Source organism: Bacillus sp. 105MF (genome assembly GCF_000374885.1).
Classification (GTDB): Bacteria; Bacillota; Bacilli; order Bacillales; family Bacillaceae_G; genus Bacillus_A; species Bacillus_A pseudomycoides.
Window position 1 is genome coordinate 205652 of the sequence record NZ_KB895571.1, and the last position, 20418, is coordinate 226069.

The 20418-nt window shown below is 34.9% G+C and carries 17 protein-coding genes and 7 pseudogenes; 20 read left to right on the forward strand and 4 right to left on the reverse strand.

Translation table 11 applies throughout. The annotated features are described in order from the left end of the window. Positions 1-219: 219 nt before the first annotated feature. From C564_RS38420 to C564_RS0112205, 13 genes and pseudogenes are all read left to right on the forward strand, one after another. Positions 220-498 (forward strand): annotated as a pseudogene (locus tag C564_RS38420) (FtsK/SpoIIIE N-terminal domain-containing protein); the annotation flags it as partial. Further along, a pseudogene (gene essC, locus C564_RS0112150) lies at positions 496-4725 on the forward strand (type VII secretion protein EssC); the annotation flags it as partial. The pseudogenes C564_RS38420 and essC, both read left to right, overlap by 3 nt. Further along, positions 4722-5534: a DUF3952 domain-containing protein gene (locus C564_RS0112155; RefSeq protein ID WP_018765512.1), complete on the forward strand. Its 813-nt coding sequence runs from the start codon at positions 4722-4724 to the stop codon at positions 5532-5534. The pseudogene essC and the gene C564_RS0112155, both read left to right, overlap by 4 nt. 29 nt (positions 5535-5563) lie before the next feature. Continuing rightward, positions 5564-7132: a lipase family protein gene (locus C564_RS0112160; protein WP_003206989.1), complete on the forward strand. Its 1569-nt coding sequence runs from the start codon at positions 5564-5566 to the stop codon at positions 7130-7132. A 72-nt stretch (positions 7133-7204) separates the two neighbouring features. Then, positions 7205-7465, forward strand: coding sequence for a hypothetical protein (locus C564_RS0112165; protein WP_018765513.1), 261 nt, complete (start codon positions 7205-7207; stop codon positions 7463-7465). A gap of 1 nt (position 7466) precedes the next feature. Continuing rightward, entirely contained in the window at positions 7467-7817 is a 351-nt protein-coding gene (locus C564_RS0112170; protein ID WP_003206994.1) for a DUF4176 domain-containing protein, read from the forward strand. A 135-nt stretch (positions 7818-7952) separates the two neighbouring features. After that, a pseudogene (locus tag C564_RS0112175) lies at positions 7953-8930 on the forward strand (hypothetical protein). Positions 8931-9153: 223 nt separating this feature from the next. Beyond that, positions 9154-9336: pseudogene (locus tag C564_RS32020) on the forward strand (hypothetical protein); the annotation flags it as partial. After that, the gene (locus C564_RS0112185) at positions 9333-10160 is read left to right on the forward strand and encodes a DUF3952 domain-containing protein (protein WP_003206999.1); all 828 of its coding nucleotides are present in this window, start codon (positions 9333-9335) and stop codon (positions 10158-10160) included. The pseudogene C564_RS32020 and the gene C564_RS0112185, both read left to right, overlap by 4 nt. Continuing rightward, positions 10153-11004 (forward strand): DUF3952 domain-containing protein, encoded by an 852-nt coding sequence (locus C564_RS0112190; RefSeq protein WP_306473178.1) that lies wholly within the window; start codon positions 10153-10155, stop codon positions 11002-11004. Before C564_RS0112185 ends, C564_RS0112190 begins: the two co-directional genes overlap by 8 nt. 43 nt (positions 11005-11047) lie before the next feature. Further along, entirely contained in the window at positions 11048-11242 is a 195-nt protein-coding gene (locus tag C564_RS0112195; RefSeq protein WP_018765516.1) for a hypothetical protein, read from the forward strand. Between the two features lies 1 nt (position 11243). Continuing rightward, a pseudogene (locus C564_RS33460) lies at positions 11244-12055 on the forward strand (DUF3952 domain-containing protein). Between the two features lie 427 nt (positions 12056-12482). After that, entirely contained in the window at positions 12483-12938 is a 456-nt protein-coding gene (locus tag C564_RS0112205; RefSeq protein WP_003197254.1) for a GNAT family N-acetyltransferase, read from the forward strand. A gap of 407 nt (positions 12939-13345) precedes the next feature. On the opposite strand, the gene C564_RS0112210 is transcribed toward C564_RS0112205, so the two are convergent. Beyond that, complete coding sequence (locus C564_RS0112210; protein ID WP_003197256.1) at positions 13346-13930, reverse strand: HAD-IA family hydrolase; 585 nt, start codon at positions 13928-13930, stop codon at positions 13346-13348. 311 nt (positions 13931-14241) lie between these two features. Between C564_RS0112210 and C564_RS0112215 the strand changes: the two genes are divergently transcribed. Together C564_RS0112215 and C564_RS33465 are read left to right on the forward strand one after the other, a co-directional pair. Beyond that, positions 14242-14823, forward strand: a complete 582-nt coding sequence (locus C564_RS0112215) for a DUF4256 domain-containing protein (RefSeq protein WP_018765517.1) — start codon at positions 14242-14244, stop codon at positions 14821-14823. A 221-nt stretch (positions 14824-15044) separates the two neighbouring features. Next, a pseudogene (locus C564_RS33465) lies at positions 15045-15455 on the forward strand (restriction endonuclease); the annotation flags it as partial. Between the two features lie 298 nt (positions 15456-15753). On the opposite strand, the gene C564_RS36760 reads toward C564_RS33465, so the two are convergent. Further along, entirely contained in the window at positions 15754-15924 is a 171-nt protein-coding gene (locus C564_RS36760; RefSeq protein WP_018765519.1) for a hypothetical protein, read from the reverse strand. A 243-nt stretch (positions 15925-16167) separates the two neighbouring features. Here C564_RS36760 and C564_RS0112230 point away from each other — a divergent pair, with 243 nt between their 5' ends. Continuing rightward, positions 16168-16446 (forward strand): AbrB/MazE/SpoVT family DNA-binding domain-containing protein, encoded by a 279-nt coding sequence (locus tag C564_RS0112230; protein ID WP_003197260.1) that lies wholly within the window; start codon positions 16168-16170, stop codon positions 16444-16446. A gap of 326 nt (positions 16447-16772) precedes the next feature. Here C564_RS0112230 and C564_RS0112235 read toward each other — a convergent pair whose 3' ends face one another. Together C564_RS0112235 and C564_RS37420 are read right to left on the reverse strand one after the other, a co-directional pair. Next, positions 16773-17447, reverse strand: a complete 675-nt coding sequence (locus C564_RS0112235; protein ID WP_018765520.1) for a hypothetical protein — start codon at positions 17445-17447, stop codon at positions 16773-16775. A gap of 530 nt (positions 17448-17977) precedes the next feature. Further along, positions 17978-18070 (reverse strand): annotated as a pseudogene (locus tag C564_RS37420) (class I SAM-dependent methyltransferase); the annotation flags it as partial. A 434-nt stretch (positions 18071-18504) separates the two neighbouring features. On the opposite strand from C564_RS37420, the gene C564_RS0112240 reads away from it, so the two are divergent. The 4 genes from C564_RS0112240 to C564_RS0112255 all read left to right on the forward strand — a co-directional run. Then, positions 18505-18825: a PadR family transcriptional regulator gene (locus C564_RS0112240; protein ID WP_018765521.1), complete on the forward strand. Its 321-nt coding sequence runs from the start codon at positions 18505-18507 to the stop codon at positions 18823-18825. 71 nt (positions 18826-18896) lie between these two features. Next, a complete protein-coding gene (locus tag C564_RS0112245; protein ID WP_003207016.1) occupies positions 18897-19238 on the forward strand; it encodes a DUF1048 domain-containing protein in 342 nt (113 codons plus the stop codon). 171 nt (positions 19239-19409) lie between these two features. Beyond that, positions 19410-20171 carry an ABC transporter ATP-binding protein gene (locus tag C564_RS0112250; protein ID WP_018765522.1) on the forward strand — a complete coding sequence of 254 codons (762 nt, stop codon included), beginning with the start codon at positions 19410-19412 and terminating at the stop codon, positions 20169-20171. Continuing rightward, the coding region (locus C564_RS0112255; protein WP_018765523.1) for an ABC transporter permease at positions 20172-20418 on the forward strand (247 nt) is incomplete at its 3' end. It lies immediately after the preceding gene.

Here is a 20418-nt window from a genome sequence, read left to right on the forward strand (position 1 = left end):
TATAAATACAAAATGAAAAACCGACATAAACCCTTTCTTTTTAGGTGGGAAAGAGCGTCCGTCCATGGAGCCCATGCTAAGTGAAAACAAAAAGAGAAAACGAGTGTAGGATACCTTTTATTTTTCATAGCAGCGACTTATATGTTGGAAAATCAAAATGGATATATATGTATGGAAACTCCTTACAGATAGAGCGAACAAAAGGAGAAGTGGAGAAGTATGGAGCAACTACTTGCACTAAGTTACGGCAATCGATTACATAAATGCCGCTTACATCCATCCGAACGTCCTACAGTGACGGTTGGGAAAGAATGGTCAAATCATATTACTGACTTTGATTTAGATGAATCACTTTTGCTAAATTGGGATAGCGAATTAGAAGCTTGGAAGATAGGAGAGCAGGTCCTTTATTTTAATAAGGCGAATACAATTCAATTAAAGAATAACAAGGCTATGCGCATTTGGATTGCAACTGTAGAAGAAGTAATTGTATATGATACATCAACGAAATATTCGATAGCAATTAGTAAAAATGACTACGATGATATAACAGTTCATGATGCTACTACAGATTTTCTGTTCATTCGTGAAACATTAGATGAGCCGTTTAAAATTAACGTGTATGAGGGGAACGTCTTTCATAATTATTCTAAATTGGAAGGTACAGCGAATTTAGAAGCTGGAGATCACTTGTATTTTGATGGCGTAACAATTCAAATTGGAAGTGAAGATGTTCAAATATTCGCAGCAGAAAAACGGGTAGAATCGACATTACCTCGTTTACTAGAAGCGGACAGCTTTTATCATGATGAGTATCCAGATTATCATCGTTCACCACGGATTATTTATCGTGAGCCAGTTGAAAAAATGATAATTGCAAAACCATCATCAAAACCATCAAAACCAACAGAGCATCTAGCAAGGATTATTGTTCCATCTCTCGTAATGATTGTTGTAACTGTCATGTTATCTATATTTCAATCATACGGTTTATTTATTTTCGCATCGCTAGCAATGACAGTCGTGACTGTCGTTGTTTCGATCACATCGTACATAAAAAACTTAAAGCAATACAAAATTGATATTGCCGAGCGAGATAAGAGTTATCGAGAATACTTAATGCAAAAAACAAAGGATTTACATGCTGAAAGTGAGAAGCAGCGTCATGCACTTCATTATCATTATCCAGATGTTACCGAAATTAGAGAAATGGCGATAGAAGTGAACCCTCGTATATATGAAAAAACAATCATGCATCATGATTTCTTAACATACCGAGTGGGAAAAGGGAATGTAGATACTAGTTTTGAAATTGAATTTAATGAAGAGGAATTTAGCCAGTTTAAAGACGAGCTTATTGCCATGGCACGTGAGCTAAGACAGCAATATCTTTCTCAAGCCGATGTTCCGGTTGTAACAGATTTAATGAATGGACCAGTTGGATATATTGGGCAGCGTTCGTTAGTGCTCGAACAATTACAACTATTAGTGATGCAAACAGCTTTATTCCATAGTTATTATGACTTGCAGTTTATTACGGTCTTTCCTGAAGAGGAGAAGAAGAAGTGGGACTGGATGCGCTGGTTGCCTCATGCAAGTGTACGTGATATTAATGTACGCGGTTTTGTATATCATGATAGAAGCCGAGACCAAGTACTGAATAGTTTGTATCAAATATTGAAAGAACGCAAACTGAAAGTAGATGAAAAAAGCAATTCAAGTGAAAAAATACATTTTTCACCGCATTATGTTGTCCTTATAACGGATGAAAAACTCATCTTAGATCACGTTGTAATGGAATTCTTTAATGAAGATCCAAGTGATTTAGGTGTATCACTCGTATTCGTTCAAGATGTGATGCAAAGCTTACCGGAGCATGTGAAGACAGTTGTTGACATAAGAGACTCGAAAAAAGGAAATATCATCTTAGAACAAGGGGAACTTGTAAATCGTCAGTTCGCACCGGATCATTTTCCAGAAGGATTTAATTTAGAAGATGTAGCTAGAGCACTTGCGCCACTGAATCACCTGCAAAACTTGAAAAATAGTATTCCAGAAAGTGTTACATTCTTAGAAATGTATGGCGTTGAAAAAATTGATGAATTAAATATTACAAGCCGCTGGGCAAAAAATGCTGCTCATAAATCATTAGCTGTTCCGCTTGGCCTTCGCGGTAAAGAAGATCTTGTGAACTTAAACTTACATGAAAAAGCACACGGACCACACGGGTTAATTGCTGGTACTACAGGTTCTGGTAAGTCAGAGATTATTCAGTCGTATATTCTATCTCTTGCGGTCAATTTCCATCCTTATGAAGTTGCGTTTCTATTAATTGACTATAAGGGCGGAGGAATGGCGAACTTATTTAGAAATCTACCTCACTTACTAGGAACGATTACGAACTTAGATGGTGCGCAAAGTATGCGTGCACTCGCTTCGATTAAGGCAGAATTACAAAAACGCCAACGCTTATTTGGCGAGAATAATGTGAATCATATTAACCAATATCAAAAATTATACAAAGAAGGCGCTGTAACAGAGCCGATGCCGCATCTATTCTTAATTAGTGATGAGTTCGCGGAGTTGAAGGCAGAGCAGCCAGACTTTATGAAAGAATTAGTTTCAACAGCGCGTATCGGGCGTTCTCTTGGTATTCATTTAATACTGGCTACACAAAAGCCAACCGGGGTTGTCGATGATCAAATTTGGAGTAACTCGAAATTTAAACTAGCGCTTAAAGTACAAAATACATCAGACAGTAATGAAATATTAAAAACACCTGACGCAGCAGAAATTACATTGCCAGGACGTGCGTACTTACAAGTCGGAAATAATGAAATCTATGAATTATTCCAATCTGCATGGAGCGGTGCTGACTATGTAGAAGATAAGGATGATCAAGATCGTCTCGATACAACAATTTATGCAATCAACGACTTAGGTCAATATGAAATCTTAAGTGAAGACTTAAGTGGACTTGGAGATAACAAAGAAGTTGCGACGGTGCCGTCTGAACTTGATGCAGTTATCGATTATATTCATGATTATACAGAAGAAAGACAAATTGAAGCGCTCGCAAGACCGTGGTTACCACCGCTTCCAGAAAAAATATTCCTGCAAGACTTACACCCAGTGCACTTTAAAGAAGCATGGAATGAAGCAAAGAAACCATTGCAAGCAATAGTTGGTTTACTAGACCAACCTGAATTACAATCACAAACACCATTAACATTAGACATAAGTAAAGATGGACATGTAGCCGTCTTCTCAAGTCCAGGTTACGGTAAATCGACGTTCTTACAATCAGTCATTATGGATGTAGCGCGTCAAAATAGCCCGGAGCATTTGCATGTGTATTTAGTAGACCTTGGTACGAATGGTCTCTTACCATTAAAGGGACTGCCACATGTTGCGGATACGATTACGATTGACGAAGCAGAAAAGTGCTTAAAATTAGTTGAAAGATTAACGCAAGAGATGAAACAACGTAAACGTATGTTAAGTGAATATGACGTTGCAAGCATAGAAATGTATGAAAAAGCTAGCGGTAAACAAATGCCGAATATCATCGTTGCGATTGATAATTACGATGCGGTAAAAGAAGCTAGATTTTACGAAGACTTTGAAATGTTAATGATACAAATTGTTCGCGATGGCGCAAGCTTAGGTATTCATACACTAATCAGTGCAGGTCGACAAAATGCACTGCGTATTCAGCTATATAACAATATTAAATTGCAAACATGTCTATATATGATTGATCAAAGTGAAATCTCAGGCATTGTAGGTCGATCTGATGTAAAAGTGGAAGAAATGGCAGGACGAGCAATTATAAAACTAGATTCACCGACATTATTCCAGTCAGTGTTACCAACAAAAGCAGAAGATGAATTACAACAAATTCAATTATTGCAACAAGAAGCAAGTGAAATGGATCAAGAATGGGATGGAGAACGTCCGAAGGCAATTCCAATGATGCCAGAAATCATTGATCTTGTAACATATCGTAAAAACAAGGACGTTACCAAAGCATTACAAGCAGGAAAAGTTCCACTGGGACTTGACTTCACAAATGTAGAAGTCGTTGCGCATGATATTGCAGTTAATGATCATTTAATGGTTTACAGTGCAGATGATAGTATTAGAAAACAAGTCATATCAAGTATACTCTCCCAAATGAATAAAGACTATTTTGAGAGTATAACATTAGTAGATACAGCTGAGTATAGCTTCGTTCAGTATAAAGACAATGTGACTCATTACATCGTAGAAGAAAATGAAGTAAACGTTCACGTGAAATACTGGATGGAAGTGATTCGTGAACGATCTCTTGAATTATCACAGGCAAGACAAGAAGGTAGAGAAATACCAGTATTTACAAAACAACTTATCATTATGACAAACGTTGAAGAATTTAGCAGACTCGTTTACTTAGAAACAGACGATGCAACAACTTTAATGGATCTATCTCGTGCAGTTGGTATTTACTTCGTCCTAGCAGGACATCATGACTATATGGATCGAAACCGAGATGCCTTACCTATGAAAATGAGAAGTAAACTAACAGCGGGCATCATCGCAATGCCATTAAACGACCAAAGTGTCTTCAATGTGAAATACGTAAGTAACGAAGCATCTTTAGGGAAAGACGAAGTGTATTACTACCAAAAAGGAAGCATTATGAAACTCAAAATGCCAAGAGTAACGAACGAGGTGACCGTATGAAACTGAAAAAGAAAGCTAAGGTGATGATTGTTATGACGATAGTTGCGAGTTTATTTAGTGGGTGTGGTTTTGGAGAAACGAAAATAGACTATGAGAGATTTGTAAAAGCTTTGGATGAAGGGGATATGACGAAGGTTATGTCTGCGAGTGATGATGGGTATGCGAGTGTGACACAAAGAGGTATATATAGTACGTACGAGCAAAAAGAAGATGGGAGGCACATTAAAAGAATCTATCAAACTACGGAAGGTGTATATAATACGAAAGATAAAAGTTTATATGGAGGTACAACACAAGAAATTACTACTGATATAGATAATAGAAAGAAAGAAAGTACAAATGAAAATTATAAAGAAGAAACCGTTTATAGTACAAATATTATGTATAAAAATGGGCAAGTACAAAGTGATTCTAATGTTGATGTTTCTTACGTTAACTTAATTGTGGACCGTTTAAAAGGAATAGGGAAACTAAAGATGAAGCCAGGCGATGATATCAAAAAGTTTGATCAGCCTAATACAGTTGGATATAAACTAACTGAATCAGAATTTCAAAGTATTATTAATGACAAATTAAAAATACAATATGATGAATATAGTGGGGCGACAATTGTGCTTCATCTTGACGCCGCAAAAAATCCAAAGCAGATATTGCAAGTAAGTGTTGATATAAACTACAAGAAAAAGAATGATGAGGGAAATTTAGTAAGATATGCATTACAGATAACAACATATTTTAATAGAAAACAAGATAACAATAAAGACGCTAAAAAAGAATATGTAGATTATAAAGCACAGTATAAAAAATAATAAATAATTAAGAAAGGAGATAACCTAGTATGGAGAATAATGAGAAACAGGAACCAACTAAAAGGTTAAAAGTAGCTACTGATTGGGGAAAATTGGAGCTAGCTGGTCAGGATATATATGATTATCAAGCGGGGAGATATCCGTATAATAATTCAATTGAACAAGATAATACAGATAGATTACAAGCGAATTTTAATGCAGAGCTTATGTATCATGAAGTAGATGAAAAGACAGGATTTGCAGCATATGCTTTTAAAGATAAGACCACAGGAGAAATTGTAATATCATATGTAGGAACAGAAGATGGAACGGATGCAAAAACAGACGGTGAAATTGGTGTTCACAATATAACGGGTGCAAATAAAATAGCATTGGGAGATTGGAACGAGGATCTTGCGGTAAAGCAGTACGATCAAGGTGATTTGTTTTATATGAAGATGAGACATGATAACCCTGATGCGGAAATTAGTGTAACAGGACATTCATTAGGTGGTGGTATAGCTGATACGGTAGCATTAAGACACCGAGAAGATAATATTGAAGCGTTAACATTAAATCCAGCTCCTGTTCTAAAGCGAGATGTTGAAACATTCGGTAACGGATTTGATATGAAAAACATTCGGAACATTATTAATGAAAATGATCCACTGCACATTGGGATAAAAGTAGCTGATTTTACCATTCCTGGAAGAATGTATACAGTCCCGAACCAAGCATGGCATTCTTACGTTTTTACAAAAAAAGATTATGGTAAAAATGATAAGCTAGTATGGTGTGATAAATTACCAAGTTCTAACGATACAGGATTTGATGGGATTCCTGGATCCTTAGAGCTGGCCCAATCGTCAGGAGCTTTGTATACAGGAACTATATATAAAGTGTTTGACAGAAAGGTTTCTCCAGTAGAGGAAGCGGCAGGAGGTTCAGCAGTAAAGTTTATACTAACAGGGACACCACTTGCACCTTTCATAGCGACCTTGTTAACATATTCAGATAGTGTACAAGCTGTAGGAGAATTTAGAAAAATAAAGGGTCAAGTGGAAGAAAGTATTTCTAGATTAAATAAAAAGTATGAAGGGCTAAAGTCTCAAGTTACAATAGAAGCTATTAAGTTTAGTATGGCAGCTACGATAGAAATTAAGAGCGCAGTAGATACCGCTGTAGATTGGATTGAAACAACTCTAGCTAAATGTAAAGAAAAGGTGTTAGAAGTATTAGAATCTGTATTTAATGCAGCTGTAGACTTTTTAGCAGGAAGTGTCGTTGTGTACTTAGCGGCAAGTGAAATTTTAGAGATTGCCAAGGAAGTAGCGGGTTCTTATGTGCAGGATTTACTAGATATGTTTAAAGGGGATTTTCACATAGATACAAATGTTACTGCAATTGTAGCAGAGCATATTTTAACTCATCGACACTCATTGCTTCATCTCTTTATGAATGATGGTAGTAGAGGAATAAACCGTTCATTGTTAGGTGAAATCTCAAAAGATGTAAAAGAGCTTTCAAAAGATTTGAAACAATTGAATGAAGATGTTTCAGAAGCAATCTTTTCTATGATTGCAAAAGATGAGGAGTTAGGAGCAGTAACATATTATTAATATTTTTTCTAGCTAAATATATTTCTTTTCAATACGCGGACTTTGGAAGAGAAAGAAGAAAGGGGAATTGGTATGGATTTACATATGATAATGAATAAGGTTCATAGTACATTTCCAAATAATGGTGGTAAGGATCAGATTATAAACGTGGTCATGCAACTTGAAAAAGCAGCATCAGCTTTAACGAGTGATATTCGAAGCTTAGAGAGTAGTATCGACAGCAATTTGCAAGGGAAAACACGTGATGCCTTTATTGATCGAATTCGTCAACTTGAAAAAAAGAGACAAAAAATCGAAGAGAAAATCGTAGTATTAAAAGGGACGGTTAATTAATATGAAGGATTATATGGATAAAGTATTACCTTTAGGTAGTGTAGTGAGAGTAAGTTTGGAAGAAGAGAAAGATGTAGATTATGTAATCACTACAAGAGGTCTTTTGTTAGATGATAATACTTTCTATGATTATGGAGGAGTATTATATCCAGTAGGCTTGACAGCAGAAACATATAAACTATTTAATCACTCTGACATTGTTGAAGTGAAATTTGAAGGATATCGAAATAAAATTGAAAGTCAATTTGCGGCTAAATTTAAAATATGGCGGAATGAGTTTGTTGAAAAAGTAATAGAGAAAAATAAAAGAGAGCAACAAAATCAAGCGGTAGAAATACAAGAGCAACAATAAAGTAAAAGGGAAATAAGCTTTCCTCTTCCTATATGGAAAGAGGAAAGCTTATTTTGATTGTGGGAAAAGATGGCTTTGAATATACTACACAACCAGGAATCATTTCTTACGTAAGGAAGGGGTATTAGGGGTTATATGAAAAGAATGAAAAATGTAATATTGTTAGTGTTATGTTTCTTATTTTTGAGTGGCTGTATTAGTAATAATGAAGAACAGGTTAAAAAATAGATAAAAGAAAAACATGGAATCGATGTTGTTGTAACAGATTGGGGCGCTATGCATGAAGGGAATATGGGACATACATACCATACTGTTCAAGCAAAAAACAACAAAAATATTCAATTTAGAGTAGAGGTAGATGGCTTCTTATATTCAAAAATAAAAGGTGATGAATACCAATACGGAAAAAACACATATGAGGAATATAAGAAATTTAAACCAATTTTAAAAGAAATTAAAAAATTAGGCTACGAGGAATTTGAAAAAGAAAATGTTCTTCAGTATATAGTTGATTATCATGAAGACAAACCAACTGATGAGTTGTTATTAACTTTAAAAACAAGTAACAAGATTGATTATAGTCAATTTGAATCAGCAGAATTAGATCGTTTATATGCTCTATTCCAACTCATTCAGAAGAGTAATAAAAAGATAACAGAACTTGAAATTAAAGATCATAATGGTGAATATATAGGTCTCCCTTTTGAAAACGTACAAAAAGTTATAACGAAGGAAGAACTGCTATTAGCTATGAAAAACACTGTAAGAAGTTATTGGACATATTTGATTCAAACTCAAACAAAAGTAGGTGACAGATTGAAAGAAATTCAAAACGACGATTTTGTAATTGAAGGTATTACTTGTCCACATCCGAAAGACGGGGAGTGTCCGAAGTATAAGGTGACTTTAGTTTTTAAGGACAGTAAGATGCAATATAACAACAAGCCTCCTGTAATTGAGGATCTGACAAAGGTGGTCACTATCCTTAAAGAAGAACTATATAATGAAGAATTTGACATATTTTTAACCAACAAGGATGGAACAAGATATTCACTCTGGCTATCATCAGAAACAATCAAAAAAAGTAATAACATCGAAGAACTTATAAAATAACGGTCTTCTAAAGAATAAATCTAAAGCACTTTTTACGTTTATTATTTGGTGTGAAAGCATGATATCAGTTTGTAAAATGAATCATTTGTATTAAGAGTGTAAGAGCATGTTTTAATCGTTTTTTTCAAAATATGCTCTTTCTTTATATGCATTTGCTAAGATCAGTAACAATAAGCTAAGTAGGTATATTATTATTATTATGTAGATGTTGGCAGACTTCAATTTGAAAATGAGAAGTAAACTAACAGCGGGCATCATCGCAATGCCATTAAACGACCAAAGTGTTTTCAATGTGAAATACGTAAGTAACGAAGCATCTTTAGGGAAAGACGAAGTGTATTACTACCAAAAAGGAAGCATTATGAAACTTAAAATGCCAAGAGTAACGAATGAGGTGACAGTATGAAAAAGAAAGCTAAGGTGCTGATGCTTATGACGATCGTTGGGAGTTTACTTAGTGGGTGTAGCTTTTTTGAAACGAAAATTAAATATGAACCATTTGTAAAAGCTTTGGATGAAGGGGATATGACGAAGGTTATGTCTGCTAGTGATGATGGGTATGCGCATTTAGAAGAACGAGTTATATATAGTGCATTTGAAGAAAAAGAAGATGGCATACACGAAAAAAATATCTATCAAACCACTGATGGAGTATATAACATTAAAGGAAAAAACTTATATGGTAGTACAACGCAAATAGTAACTACTGATATTGATAAAAGAAAAGAAAAAGATAAAATTAAAAACTATAACAAAGAAAAAGTATATAGTACAAATATTAAGTATGAAAACGGCCAAGTACAAAGTACAAATCTAAGCTTAGAAGTTTCTCAAGTGAAGCTTCTTATGGATCGTCTTCATGGAGTAGGAAAACTAAAGATGAAACCGGGTGATGATAAAAGAGGGTTTGATGAGCCTAATTTAGTAGGATATGAATTAACTGAAGCGGAATTCCAACAAATGATAAATGATAAATTGAAGCTACAATATGACGAATATGGTGGTGCGTCAATTGTACTTAATTTCGATGCTGCAAAAGATTCGAAAGAAAAACCAATGGAGTTATCAGAGCTGAGTGTCTCTGTAAACTATAAGAAAAAGAATGAAGAGGGGAAAGTGGTTACGAGTATTTTACAAATTAATACATATTTTGCCGGGAGAAAATACAATAATCAAGACGCGTTAAAAGATTATGAAAAGTATAAAAAGCAGTATGAAAATAATGGATAAGCGTGAATATTACATGGGGGATAAAATGAGAAAGTTAATGAAATTAACAATTAAGATGTTGACCTTAATTTTAATATTCGGTGGATGCAGTGTGGGGGAAACAAAAATTGAGTATGAAAGATTGGTAAAGGCGTTGGATGAAGGGGACATGAAAACGGTAATGTCTGCGGGGAATGAAGGGTATGCGCATGTAGAAGAACAAATCATACACTCCATTATAGAAGAAAAAGAAGATGGAGAATATAGAAGAACAAGATATCAAACTACTGATGGTATATACAATACGAATGATAAGAGTTTATATGGAACTACAACACAAGAAATAGCTGATAAAACAACTAATGATAAAAATAAGGAGAACAATAGTTATAAATCAGAAGAAAAATATAATACCTATATTATTTATAAAAATGATCAAGTGCAAAGTTTGAATCCAAGCTTAGACGTTTCTTCGATTAAGCTAGTTATAGATAATTTAGAAGGAATAGGGAAATTAAAAACAGATAAAGATACAAAGGGGTTTGATGAACCGAACAGTATTGGTATTGGATTAACAGAAGTGCAATTTAAAGACATGATAAATGATAAATTAAAACTACAATATGATAAATTTCAAGATGCATCGATTGTTATAGATTTTAATTCTGCCAAAGACAGAAAAGAAAAAACGATGCGAATAAGTGAAATTACGATCTCAATAACGTACGATAAAAAGAATGAGGAAGGCAAGATGTTGAAACATATTCAACAAATAGCAGTTAGATTTAATGGTAAAGAAGAAAACACTAAAAATGCTAAAAAAGAATATTTAAATTATAAAAAACAATATTGCGATAACAAATAAAGTTCATAGTACATTTCCAGATAACGGTGGACGCGATCAAATTATGAACGTGGTCATGCAACTCGAAAAAGCAGCATCAGCTTTAACGAGTGATATTAAAAGATTAGAAAGCAGCATTGATAGCAACTTGCAAGGGAAAACACGTCGTGATGCTTTTATTGATCGGATTCGTCAACTAGAAAAAAAGAGACAGAGAATGGGAGAGAAAATCGTAGTATTAAAAGGGACGGTTAATTAATATGAAACTGAAAAAGAAAGCTAAGGTAATGATTGTTATGACGATAGTTGCGGGTTTACTTAGTGGGTGTAGTTTTGGGGAAACGAAAATAGAATATGAGAGATTTGTAAAAGCGTTGGATGAAGGGGATATGAAGACGGTTATGTCTGCTAGTGATGATGGGTATGCGCATGTGACACAAAGAGGTATATACAGTGCGTACGAGGAAAAAGAAGATGGAGAGCACAGTAAAACAATCCGTCAAACTACGGAAGGTGTATATAATACGAAAGCTAAAAGTTTATATGGCGATACAACACAAGAAATTGCTACTAATATAGATAAAAAAACGAAAAAAAGACAAATAAAAATTATAAAAACGAAACCATTTATAGTACAAATATTATGTATAAAAATGGGCAGGTACAAAGTGATTCCAATGTTGATGTTTCTTACGTTAACTTAATTGTGGATCGTTTAAAAGGAATAGGAAAATTAAAAATGAAGCCAGGTGATGACACAAAAAAATTTGATCAGCCTAAAACAGTTGGATATAGCTTAACTGAATCAGAGTTTCAAAGTATTATTAATGACAAGCTAAAAATACAATATGATGAATATGATGGGGCGACAATTGTGCTTCATCTTGACGCTGCAAACGGTCCAATGCAGATATTGCAAGTAAGTATTGTTATGAATTATAAGAAGAAGAATGATGAAGGAAAGTTAGTAAAATATACATTGCAGACACACACATATTTTAATAGTAAAAAAGATAATGAGCAAGATGCTAAAAAAGAATATGTAGATTACAAAGCACAGTACAAAAAATAATAAATAATTGTATGCGTAAATCTTTTGGATATCACTACTACCAACGAAAAAAAGACGTGTACTATTTGATGAAATTGTTTGGCCATACATCACAAGGGTAAACGTTACGATACATTGGAATTGAAGCGGATGAAATTCGGAAAACGATGGAAGATTTTACACTATAAGAACTAGGGGAATGCTAACTGATTTGATACCCACTGAAAGGAAGGATTATACGTGAAATACGTTGAATTTGAAGCCCTAAAAAATTACGAATCGCCAACAGTTTATTTTTGTGAGCATGATATAAAACATAGTTGCCTGGTTGCTATGTAACGGTATTGCTATAATAGTAACTTCTTTAACAATGTAATGATAAGTATTAAATTCCCTACACCGCTATACTTATGCTTAAATAAATATATATTATTGGAGATGTTGAAGTATGAGAATTATTAATAAACATATCACTCTCGATGAAATAGAGATAATAAGAAACTCATTAGATAAATTGCATGAATACCATAACAGTAAATCAAAATTTTTTTCTGGTGATTATCCAAGAATTACATTTGAGGAACGTATTGAAGAATATAAAAAAAATTCAAAGTATGGAGAATACAGAATTGAATTATTGATTGAGTCAGAAACAGACAATATATTAGGATTTTGTATAGCATATAGTAAAAAAGTAAGCGGGAAGATCGAGGTTCTATTTGTTGATGAAAATTATCGAAGAAACGGATTGGGTTTGAAATTAATGAATAGTGCAGTGGAATGGTTTAAAGAAAAACAAATATATGAAATCGAATTAACAGTAGTGTACGGGAATGAAGCTGTATCGTTTTATCAGAAGTTGGGATTCTATCCACGTTCAATTATTATGACAACTAAATCATAACGATATTATGAGAATATTTTTTTGTTCAACTAAAGGGCACTCTAATGAAATAAAGATTACAGGAATGATCAAATTTCTTTATAAAAGAATGATTCAATCGAATATATTAAGAGCTTGTTTTGATCATTCTTTTTTCAAAACAAGCTTTTTCTATTTACGCTTTTATCAATTTTTATAGGGTTTATTTAATCAAAACTTATTTCAAGTCTACAATAATGAAAAGGCAGGGACATATTTTACATATTAAATATGTCCCTGCCTTTTCGTTATTGACTTTAGCCTCTACAACCTAAATATAAAAATGACTAATATGTGAAGTGTCTTTATTTTTTGGCTGTGTTAAACAATTATGCTGATAATTATAAAAATAAGAAAATCAAAATTCGGTCCATTTACAGTAGTTATTACTAACTGAACACCCGTTTCGCTAATGGAATATCCGTATTAAAAAATTTCGAGTAGTCTTGTAAATGATAATCAGCAACATCACCTTGACTTTGAAACATGCACGTTGCAATTCCTAATTCTTTTGCAGGTAATAAATCTAACTCCCGGTCTCCAATAACTAGATCGATTCCGTGTTTTGTATGTAAATGAATGTATGCTAATGGATTAGGTTTACGAGGGAAACCATCATCAATTGTAACCATATCCACAAAGTATTTATCCCATCCATAGTATTTTAAGATGGCTAAAACTCCGTCCCTATGCTTGTGTGTCATAATTACATTTTTATTTGCAAATTTTAAGATTTCTTCTACACCATCAAATGGTTTTATATCTTTTGGAGATAATGTTTTCTTTAATCTTTTTATCTCTTCTTCTTGATCCCTGGAAATGTTATAGTAATCAATTGCATGCGAATACGAAATTTTTAGCTTTTCATAAATTTCCTGTTTATCTACTGCTTCTCCCAGTACCAAAGAGAGTATGTTTGTATACGCAGGATACGTATCAAACAAAGTTCCATCAAAATCCCATAAAATGTTCAATTAGACCACCCTTTTATAATTATATCAATATAAATTCGTCAAACTAGCGTAAACTCCTCCTTTAGATTATCTAAAGGAGTGTATTTATAGTGAAAAGGAAAAGAACATCTGAAATTGAAAGAACGATTAAGGAACTGTTGAGTGACAATAAGTTGTTCCGTTAAAGGGCCAGATTGTAGAGAAATGGATTTACTAAATCATATAATTTATTGTAAACTGAATTCACACGATTATTTAAACGATTTATTATAAAACAAATATTTATATATACTTAAACCATTATGAGTAAAAACAATAAGGGGGGAACTGACATGACAAAGGGAAATAAAATCAACAATAAAGAGGAGTTGTCACTAGAACAACGTGAAGAATTACTCAGAGCATTGAAAGCCCGTTTTGAGAAAAACATGAACCGCCATAAAGGTCTTGAATGGGCTAAAGTCCAAGCAAAGCTGGATGCTAATACTGAAAAACTGTGGTCGCTCAATGAAATGGAAAGAACTGGCGGCGAACCGGATGTTGTTGGTCATGATAAAGAGAAGGACGAATACATTTTTTATGATTGTTCAGCGGAAAGTCCTAAAGGTCGCAGAAGTGTTTGTTACGATCGTGAAGGGTTAGAGTCAAGAAAAAAACATAAACCAGAAAATAACGCTATTGATATGGCAACTGCCATGGGCATTGAACTATTAACGGAAGAACAATATCGGACGTTGCAGAATCTTGAAAATTTCGATATGAAAACGTCGAGTTGGGTGCAAACACCCTCTGATATTAGAGAACTCGGCGGTGCCCTTTTTTGCGATTGTCGCTTCGGGCACGTCTTCGTGTATCACAATGGAGCAGAATCCTACTATGCCGCCAGGGGTTTTCGTGGCTCGCTAAGGGTCTAAATTTTGCACAGACAGCTAAAATTGAATTTGAGAACGGATCTCACCTAAGGGAAAGTTTTCATTTCATTCTTCAACTATCGGGCGCGATTGTGGAGCAACATAGATAGGAAATGATCAAACTTTTTTATAAAAGAATGAACCAACTGAAAACACGCTCTTTTCTATGAACATTTATCAAGGTTATTAGTATCAATTTGATCAAACTTTATTTTAAAGCAACAGCCGATCTCGGATTAAAAGGGAACAATCGTATTGTAATTCAAGCGAAAATATATGGTGTGAAAAATCGAGTTGGTATTCGTGCTGTACAGGAGATTTATGCAGCAAAAGCCTATTACAAGGCTCATGAGGCGTGGGTTGTCACGAACAGCGTATATACAAAGCAGGCGAAAGGATTAGGTGAAGCATGTCATGTAAAACTAATAGATCGTATAGAGCTTCAAAAATTGATTAACAAAGTAAATCCAGAGTATTCGGCTGAAGATGTGTATCGTGGTGTAGATCCTGCAGAAAGGAAATGCCCGTTATGTAAAAATCATTGAGTGGTACGAAATTCAAATAAAACTGGAAACAAGTTCTTTAGATGTTCTCAATATCCTACATGTACACATAAAGAACCAATTAATAAGTGAGCTGTGATGAAAATCCAGCTCTTTTGTTATTTTCATGAATATATTTTTAAAAGCCCTATTCTTATTTGAAAATGACTTCTCAGATTTGTTTGTACTACGTTTTTGACGGATTGGTAATGCAATAGGTCTTAAATAATGGATGATTGGATTTTTGGGGAGATAATAGGTTTAAATTTGATATGCAGATTTTTAAGTGAAATAAAAAAGGGCAGTCGCTAATTGCAACCTAGCCCTTTCTCTACGATCTGTCGAATTGCTTCATTTCGATTTTTTAGCTTATTTTCACGCCAAAAACTCTCTATTCGTCTTTATTTAGAGTTGCAGTTTCGTTTTCTGATGAATCTATTTTTATTCCGTTAGATAGCTTTTGAGCTGAATCTTGCATTTGCTCTTGGGACTTACTAGGAGTATTCAGAGCATCTGACGGCATGTTGTTGACTTGAAGACCTACTAAATCTTTTTTATCCATGGTATATAGCTCCTTCTTTAATTTAAATTTAGATGTAATGTAATTATTAAGTAATTACTTGGATATTTTACATCTTTAGATCGATTTATATACAAGAGATATATTGAGAAATCACGTAACTATATTGTGGCTTGAGAGTTTTTGGAACATTATGTTTTTCATGTATAGAGAAAGCCTGTTACAATGAGAAAATGACATAGGGTATGAAATAGAGAGCTATAGAATATATAAGGGAGAGGTTTCATGAAATCAACAGGAGTAACTCGAAAATTAGATCAATTAGGACGTATAGTTATACCAATGGAGTTAAGACGCACGCTGGCAATTGAAGAAAAGACACCATTAGAGATTTATGTAGAAGGTGAAAAGATTATCTTGAAAAAATATGAAGCGAATGGTGCTTGTGCAATAACAGGAGAAGTATCTGATAAAAATATTTCTTTAGCAGACGGAAAGATTACGCTAAGCCCAGCAGGTGCAGAACTTATAATAGAGGAATTACAGAAGAATCTTGTAAAATAATTGGCTCCTTTTAGGGGAGCTTTTTTAAGTTATATCTAAAAAAATTCACGTACCGTAGTTATTAATAAAAACAAATACATGCCAATAAAGTTCTACAACTAATCCTGTCCTTTTCTTATAAAAGGCGCATACAATACGCCGTTGGGTTCAATATATTGAAAAATACACCTATAAAATTCGAAAAAGGGGCACGGCAACATGCCCATCAAACTAAAAAAGAAAAACACCCCCAAAACGAAAATTCTATTCATTATTGACTACTGATAATGATGGGTTATGTGAACTATAAGAAACCTCTGATTTAGATAATCAGAGGTTTCCCTTTTTTATATACCTGAAAATGGGGCATGTTTCCATATTAAAAGGGTAGGCAAAGTCTTTTTAATGTTTGTTATTAGCTTTTGTATGAATTGAATTTCAGATAATTGTTTATTGTATTCTTCTAATTGAATTAGATATTCATAATCATTTTGAAACATTGTATCTTTTAAAAGTTCGTTCAAATCCATGGCTAGGAAAAGGGTTAACATAGATAAGTATTGTGTTCCTCCTTTTGAAGCTCTTTTTCGTAAGAATGTAAGGATTTGCTCTTTGGTTTGAAGACATATGTAACGTTTTTGAAATGATAAACCTAATATTCGTCTTTCAATTACTTTTATTTGTTTTTTTCGCTGTATACAATCTAAAACAGAATTATATAGTTTGTGACTTGATCGTTGTTTTCCGCAAATTGTTAGTATCCACATTCTTATATTGTGATTGTCATCTAAATGTTGTGTTAAATCTAAGGTATGTTGTAAATAAGGGATATCAGATGACTTACTAGTCCTATGTACAATAAATTTATGATCTATATAAATATACTTTTGAAGGTAAAGTTCTAGCAATATGTTTATTATAATGAATATTTCTATATTTGATTGTAAAGGAGGTTGTATAGTTTGAGTATCATCATCTACAGATAGTAAGAAAAAAAGCTCAGGGACTGTTAGATATTCCATTTTTTCTTATCACCTTTCTTTAGATAGAATTTGTATTTAAATATATTTTCATCTTTTTATTTCATAAATCCTTTTGGATTATTAATAGAACTTAGCTACCGAGAAGTGGGGTTATGTAAACTTCAGATGTATACGGGGTTCAGCCGAGATACGTGTAAAAACGGGCCATAAGCTTTATTTTTTTCCATATCTACGATATACAAAAAATAAAGAAACACGAATTTTATAGGCTAAGATATTTTTTGGAAGTAAAAACCTTGATTATTCTGCTTAGTGTAAAAAAATCAAGTTTTTTTATTTGTAGAGTGACAATAAAGTTATTTAATTTTTGATGTAGATTACTTCACCGCACTTAAAAATATAACAATAAAGTTGTTTAAATCTAAGAGTTATTTCATAATCGCGCTCGATAGTGGAAAAGTGAAGAACGCGAAGGAGTTACATTAATAATCCGCAGTTATTTTACTAAGCTCCCGTGAACCCAAAAAGAAAAAACGTCCCCACATCGTGCAGGAACGCATAATAAACATTTACTTTTCTGCTGAGATTATTAAGAACATAGGTCTACGAAGTTCTTCTTTCATTTCGGGAATACTCTTTAACATTTCTTCGGAAGGAATTGGTCACTGGAAGTAGGAGAAAACCTCATCGTTTTCACACCAGAGAAACCGGGAACCTAAATGTACAGCTGCTGGATGGGGATGATCCGCGGTATAATCATTGTGAAAGAAGCATAGGAGGAAGTAAAAGCTCCGTAAAGAAAATCGGCTGTATCCAATGAAGATAGCCGGTTTTAAAAATATTTAGAAAATCCAGTTGACAGTTCATCTACTGCGTGTTACGATATACCTGTAGTAGGTCACACTGAATAGTGAGGTTGCAAAAATATTTTTAAGAAAAATAGTTGACACCTTCTACTCGGTGATACAATATACATGTAATAAGTAATACTGAATAGTGTGATTTCCCAAAAGCTATTCAGTAAAAATTTACCTTAGTACTCTGTTATACTGAATATAAGTCAGACAAAATAGAGGAGGGAGAGGAGGATCTAAACATGGAAAATTTAACTGAAATGCTGAAGGGTTCGCTGGAAGGCTGCGTGCTGGAAATCATCAGCCGCCATGAAACCTATGGCTACGAGATTACCCGCCGCCTGAACGAGCTTGGGTTCACCGAAGTCGTGGAAGGGACGGTCTATACCATCCTCGTGCGATTAGAAAAGAAAAAACTTGTGAACATAGAAAAGAAACCGTCAGATATGGGCCCGCCCCGCAAGTTTTACTCACTTAATGAGGCTGGCCGCCAGGAACTTGAATTGTTTTGGAGAAAATGGGATTTTGTATCATCAAAAATCAACGTCTTGAAGTCAATCTAGCTTCATAAGATATTCCGTCCGATATTTTTGGAGTGTCTTGTTCAGCTTTATAAAAAAGGAGGAAAAATAACATGTTGGAAATGTTTAAAAAAATGATTGGTGATAAAAAAGAGTACAAAATGATGATGGCACGGGTTGAAGCCCTTCCAGAGGACTACCAGTTTGTATTTAAGAAAATTCAAAACTACATGTGGAATTTCTCAGCGGGCAACGGGATGGATATGCTGCACATACAATATGAATTAATCGAGTTATTCGAAGCCGGTGCGGCGGAAGGCAGACAAGTGCTGGAAATCACTGGGGACGACGTGGCGTCATTTGCCGACGAACTAGTGGCAAACGCTAAAACCTATGTCGCCAAGTATCGTGAAGATTTGAATCAGAGTATCATGAAACGATTGGGAAAAAAATAAATGCAATAGATAATACCGACTGAATAGCTGGTTACAAATGTGAATTGCCACCTTCGCTATTCAGTTATATTTTCAATCCGGTAGTAAGTTATACAGATTATCAGTCAGACTAAATAGAAGAGTATAGGCAATCTAGCTCCGCAAGGCGCTTTTTATAAGGAGGAAAAAAGTATGAGCAATGCAGCGATTTCTGTAAAAGGGTTAAAAAAATCCTTTAAAGACAAGGAAGTCTTAAAGGGGGTGGATTTTGAGGTGCGGCGTGGCGAGATTTTCGCACTGCTGGGCTCAAATGGAGCGGGCAAGACGACGACGGTCAACATCCTCTCGACGCTGATGAGGCCCGATGGCGGCGAAGTAGGTATTTGTGGCTTTGACGTCCAGCGTCAACCGGATCATGTTCGCCAGAACATCAGCCTGACAGGGCAGTTCGCAGCTTTAGACGGCATGCTCACCGGGCGGGAAAACCTGATGATGATTGCCAAGTTGCGTGGAGTTTCCAATCCCGCTCAAGTCGCTGACAATCTGCTTGCAAGATTTAGCCTGACCGATGCGGCCAACCGCCGGGCGGACAAATATTCCGGCGGGATGAAGCGCCGGCTTGACATCGCAATGAGCCTGATCGGGACGCCAGCAGTCATTTTTCTCGACGAACCGACGACAGGGCTTGATCCCGAAGCGCGGATTGAAGTTTGGGATACCGTCAAGGAGCTTGCCGGCGGCGGCACAACCATCTTGCTGACAACCCAGTACCTGGAGGAAGCCGAGCAACTGGCGGACCGTATCGCTATCCTGCATGGCGGAAAAATTATCACGACTGGTACCCTTACTGAACTCAAAGAGATGTTCCCGCCAGCAAAAGTGGAGTACATCGAGAAGCAGCCGACATTGGAGGAAATTTTCCTCGCGATTATCGGCAAAAAGGAGGAGATGTAAATGAAAAGCAAAACAGGGGTATTACTAGGGCGTTTAATGCGGAACATCATGCGCAGCCCGGATACGATTATCACGGTGGCGATTACGCCGATTATGATGATGCTGCTGTTTGTCTACGTATTTGGCGGCGCCATAGAGACAGGCACGGACAACTACGTCAATTATTTATTGCCGGGAATCTTGCTGATGGCTATCGCATCCGGTGTCGCTTACACTTCACTGCGGCTGTTTACGGATGTAAAGAGTG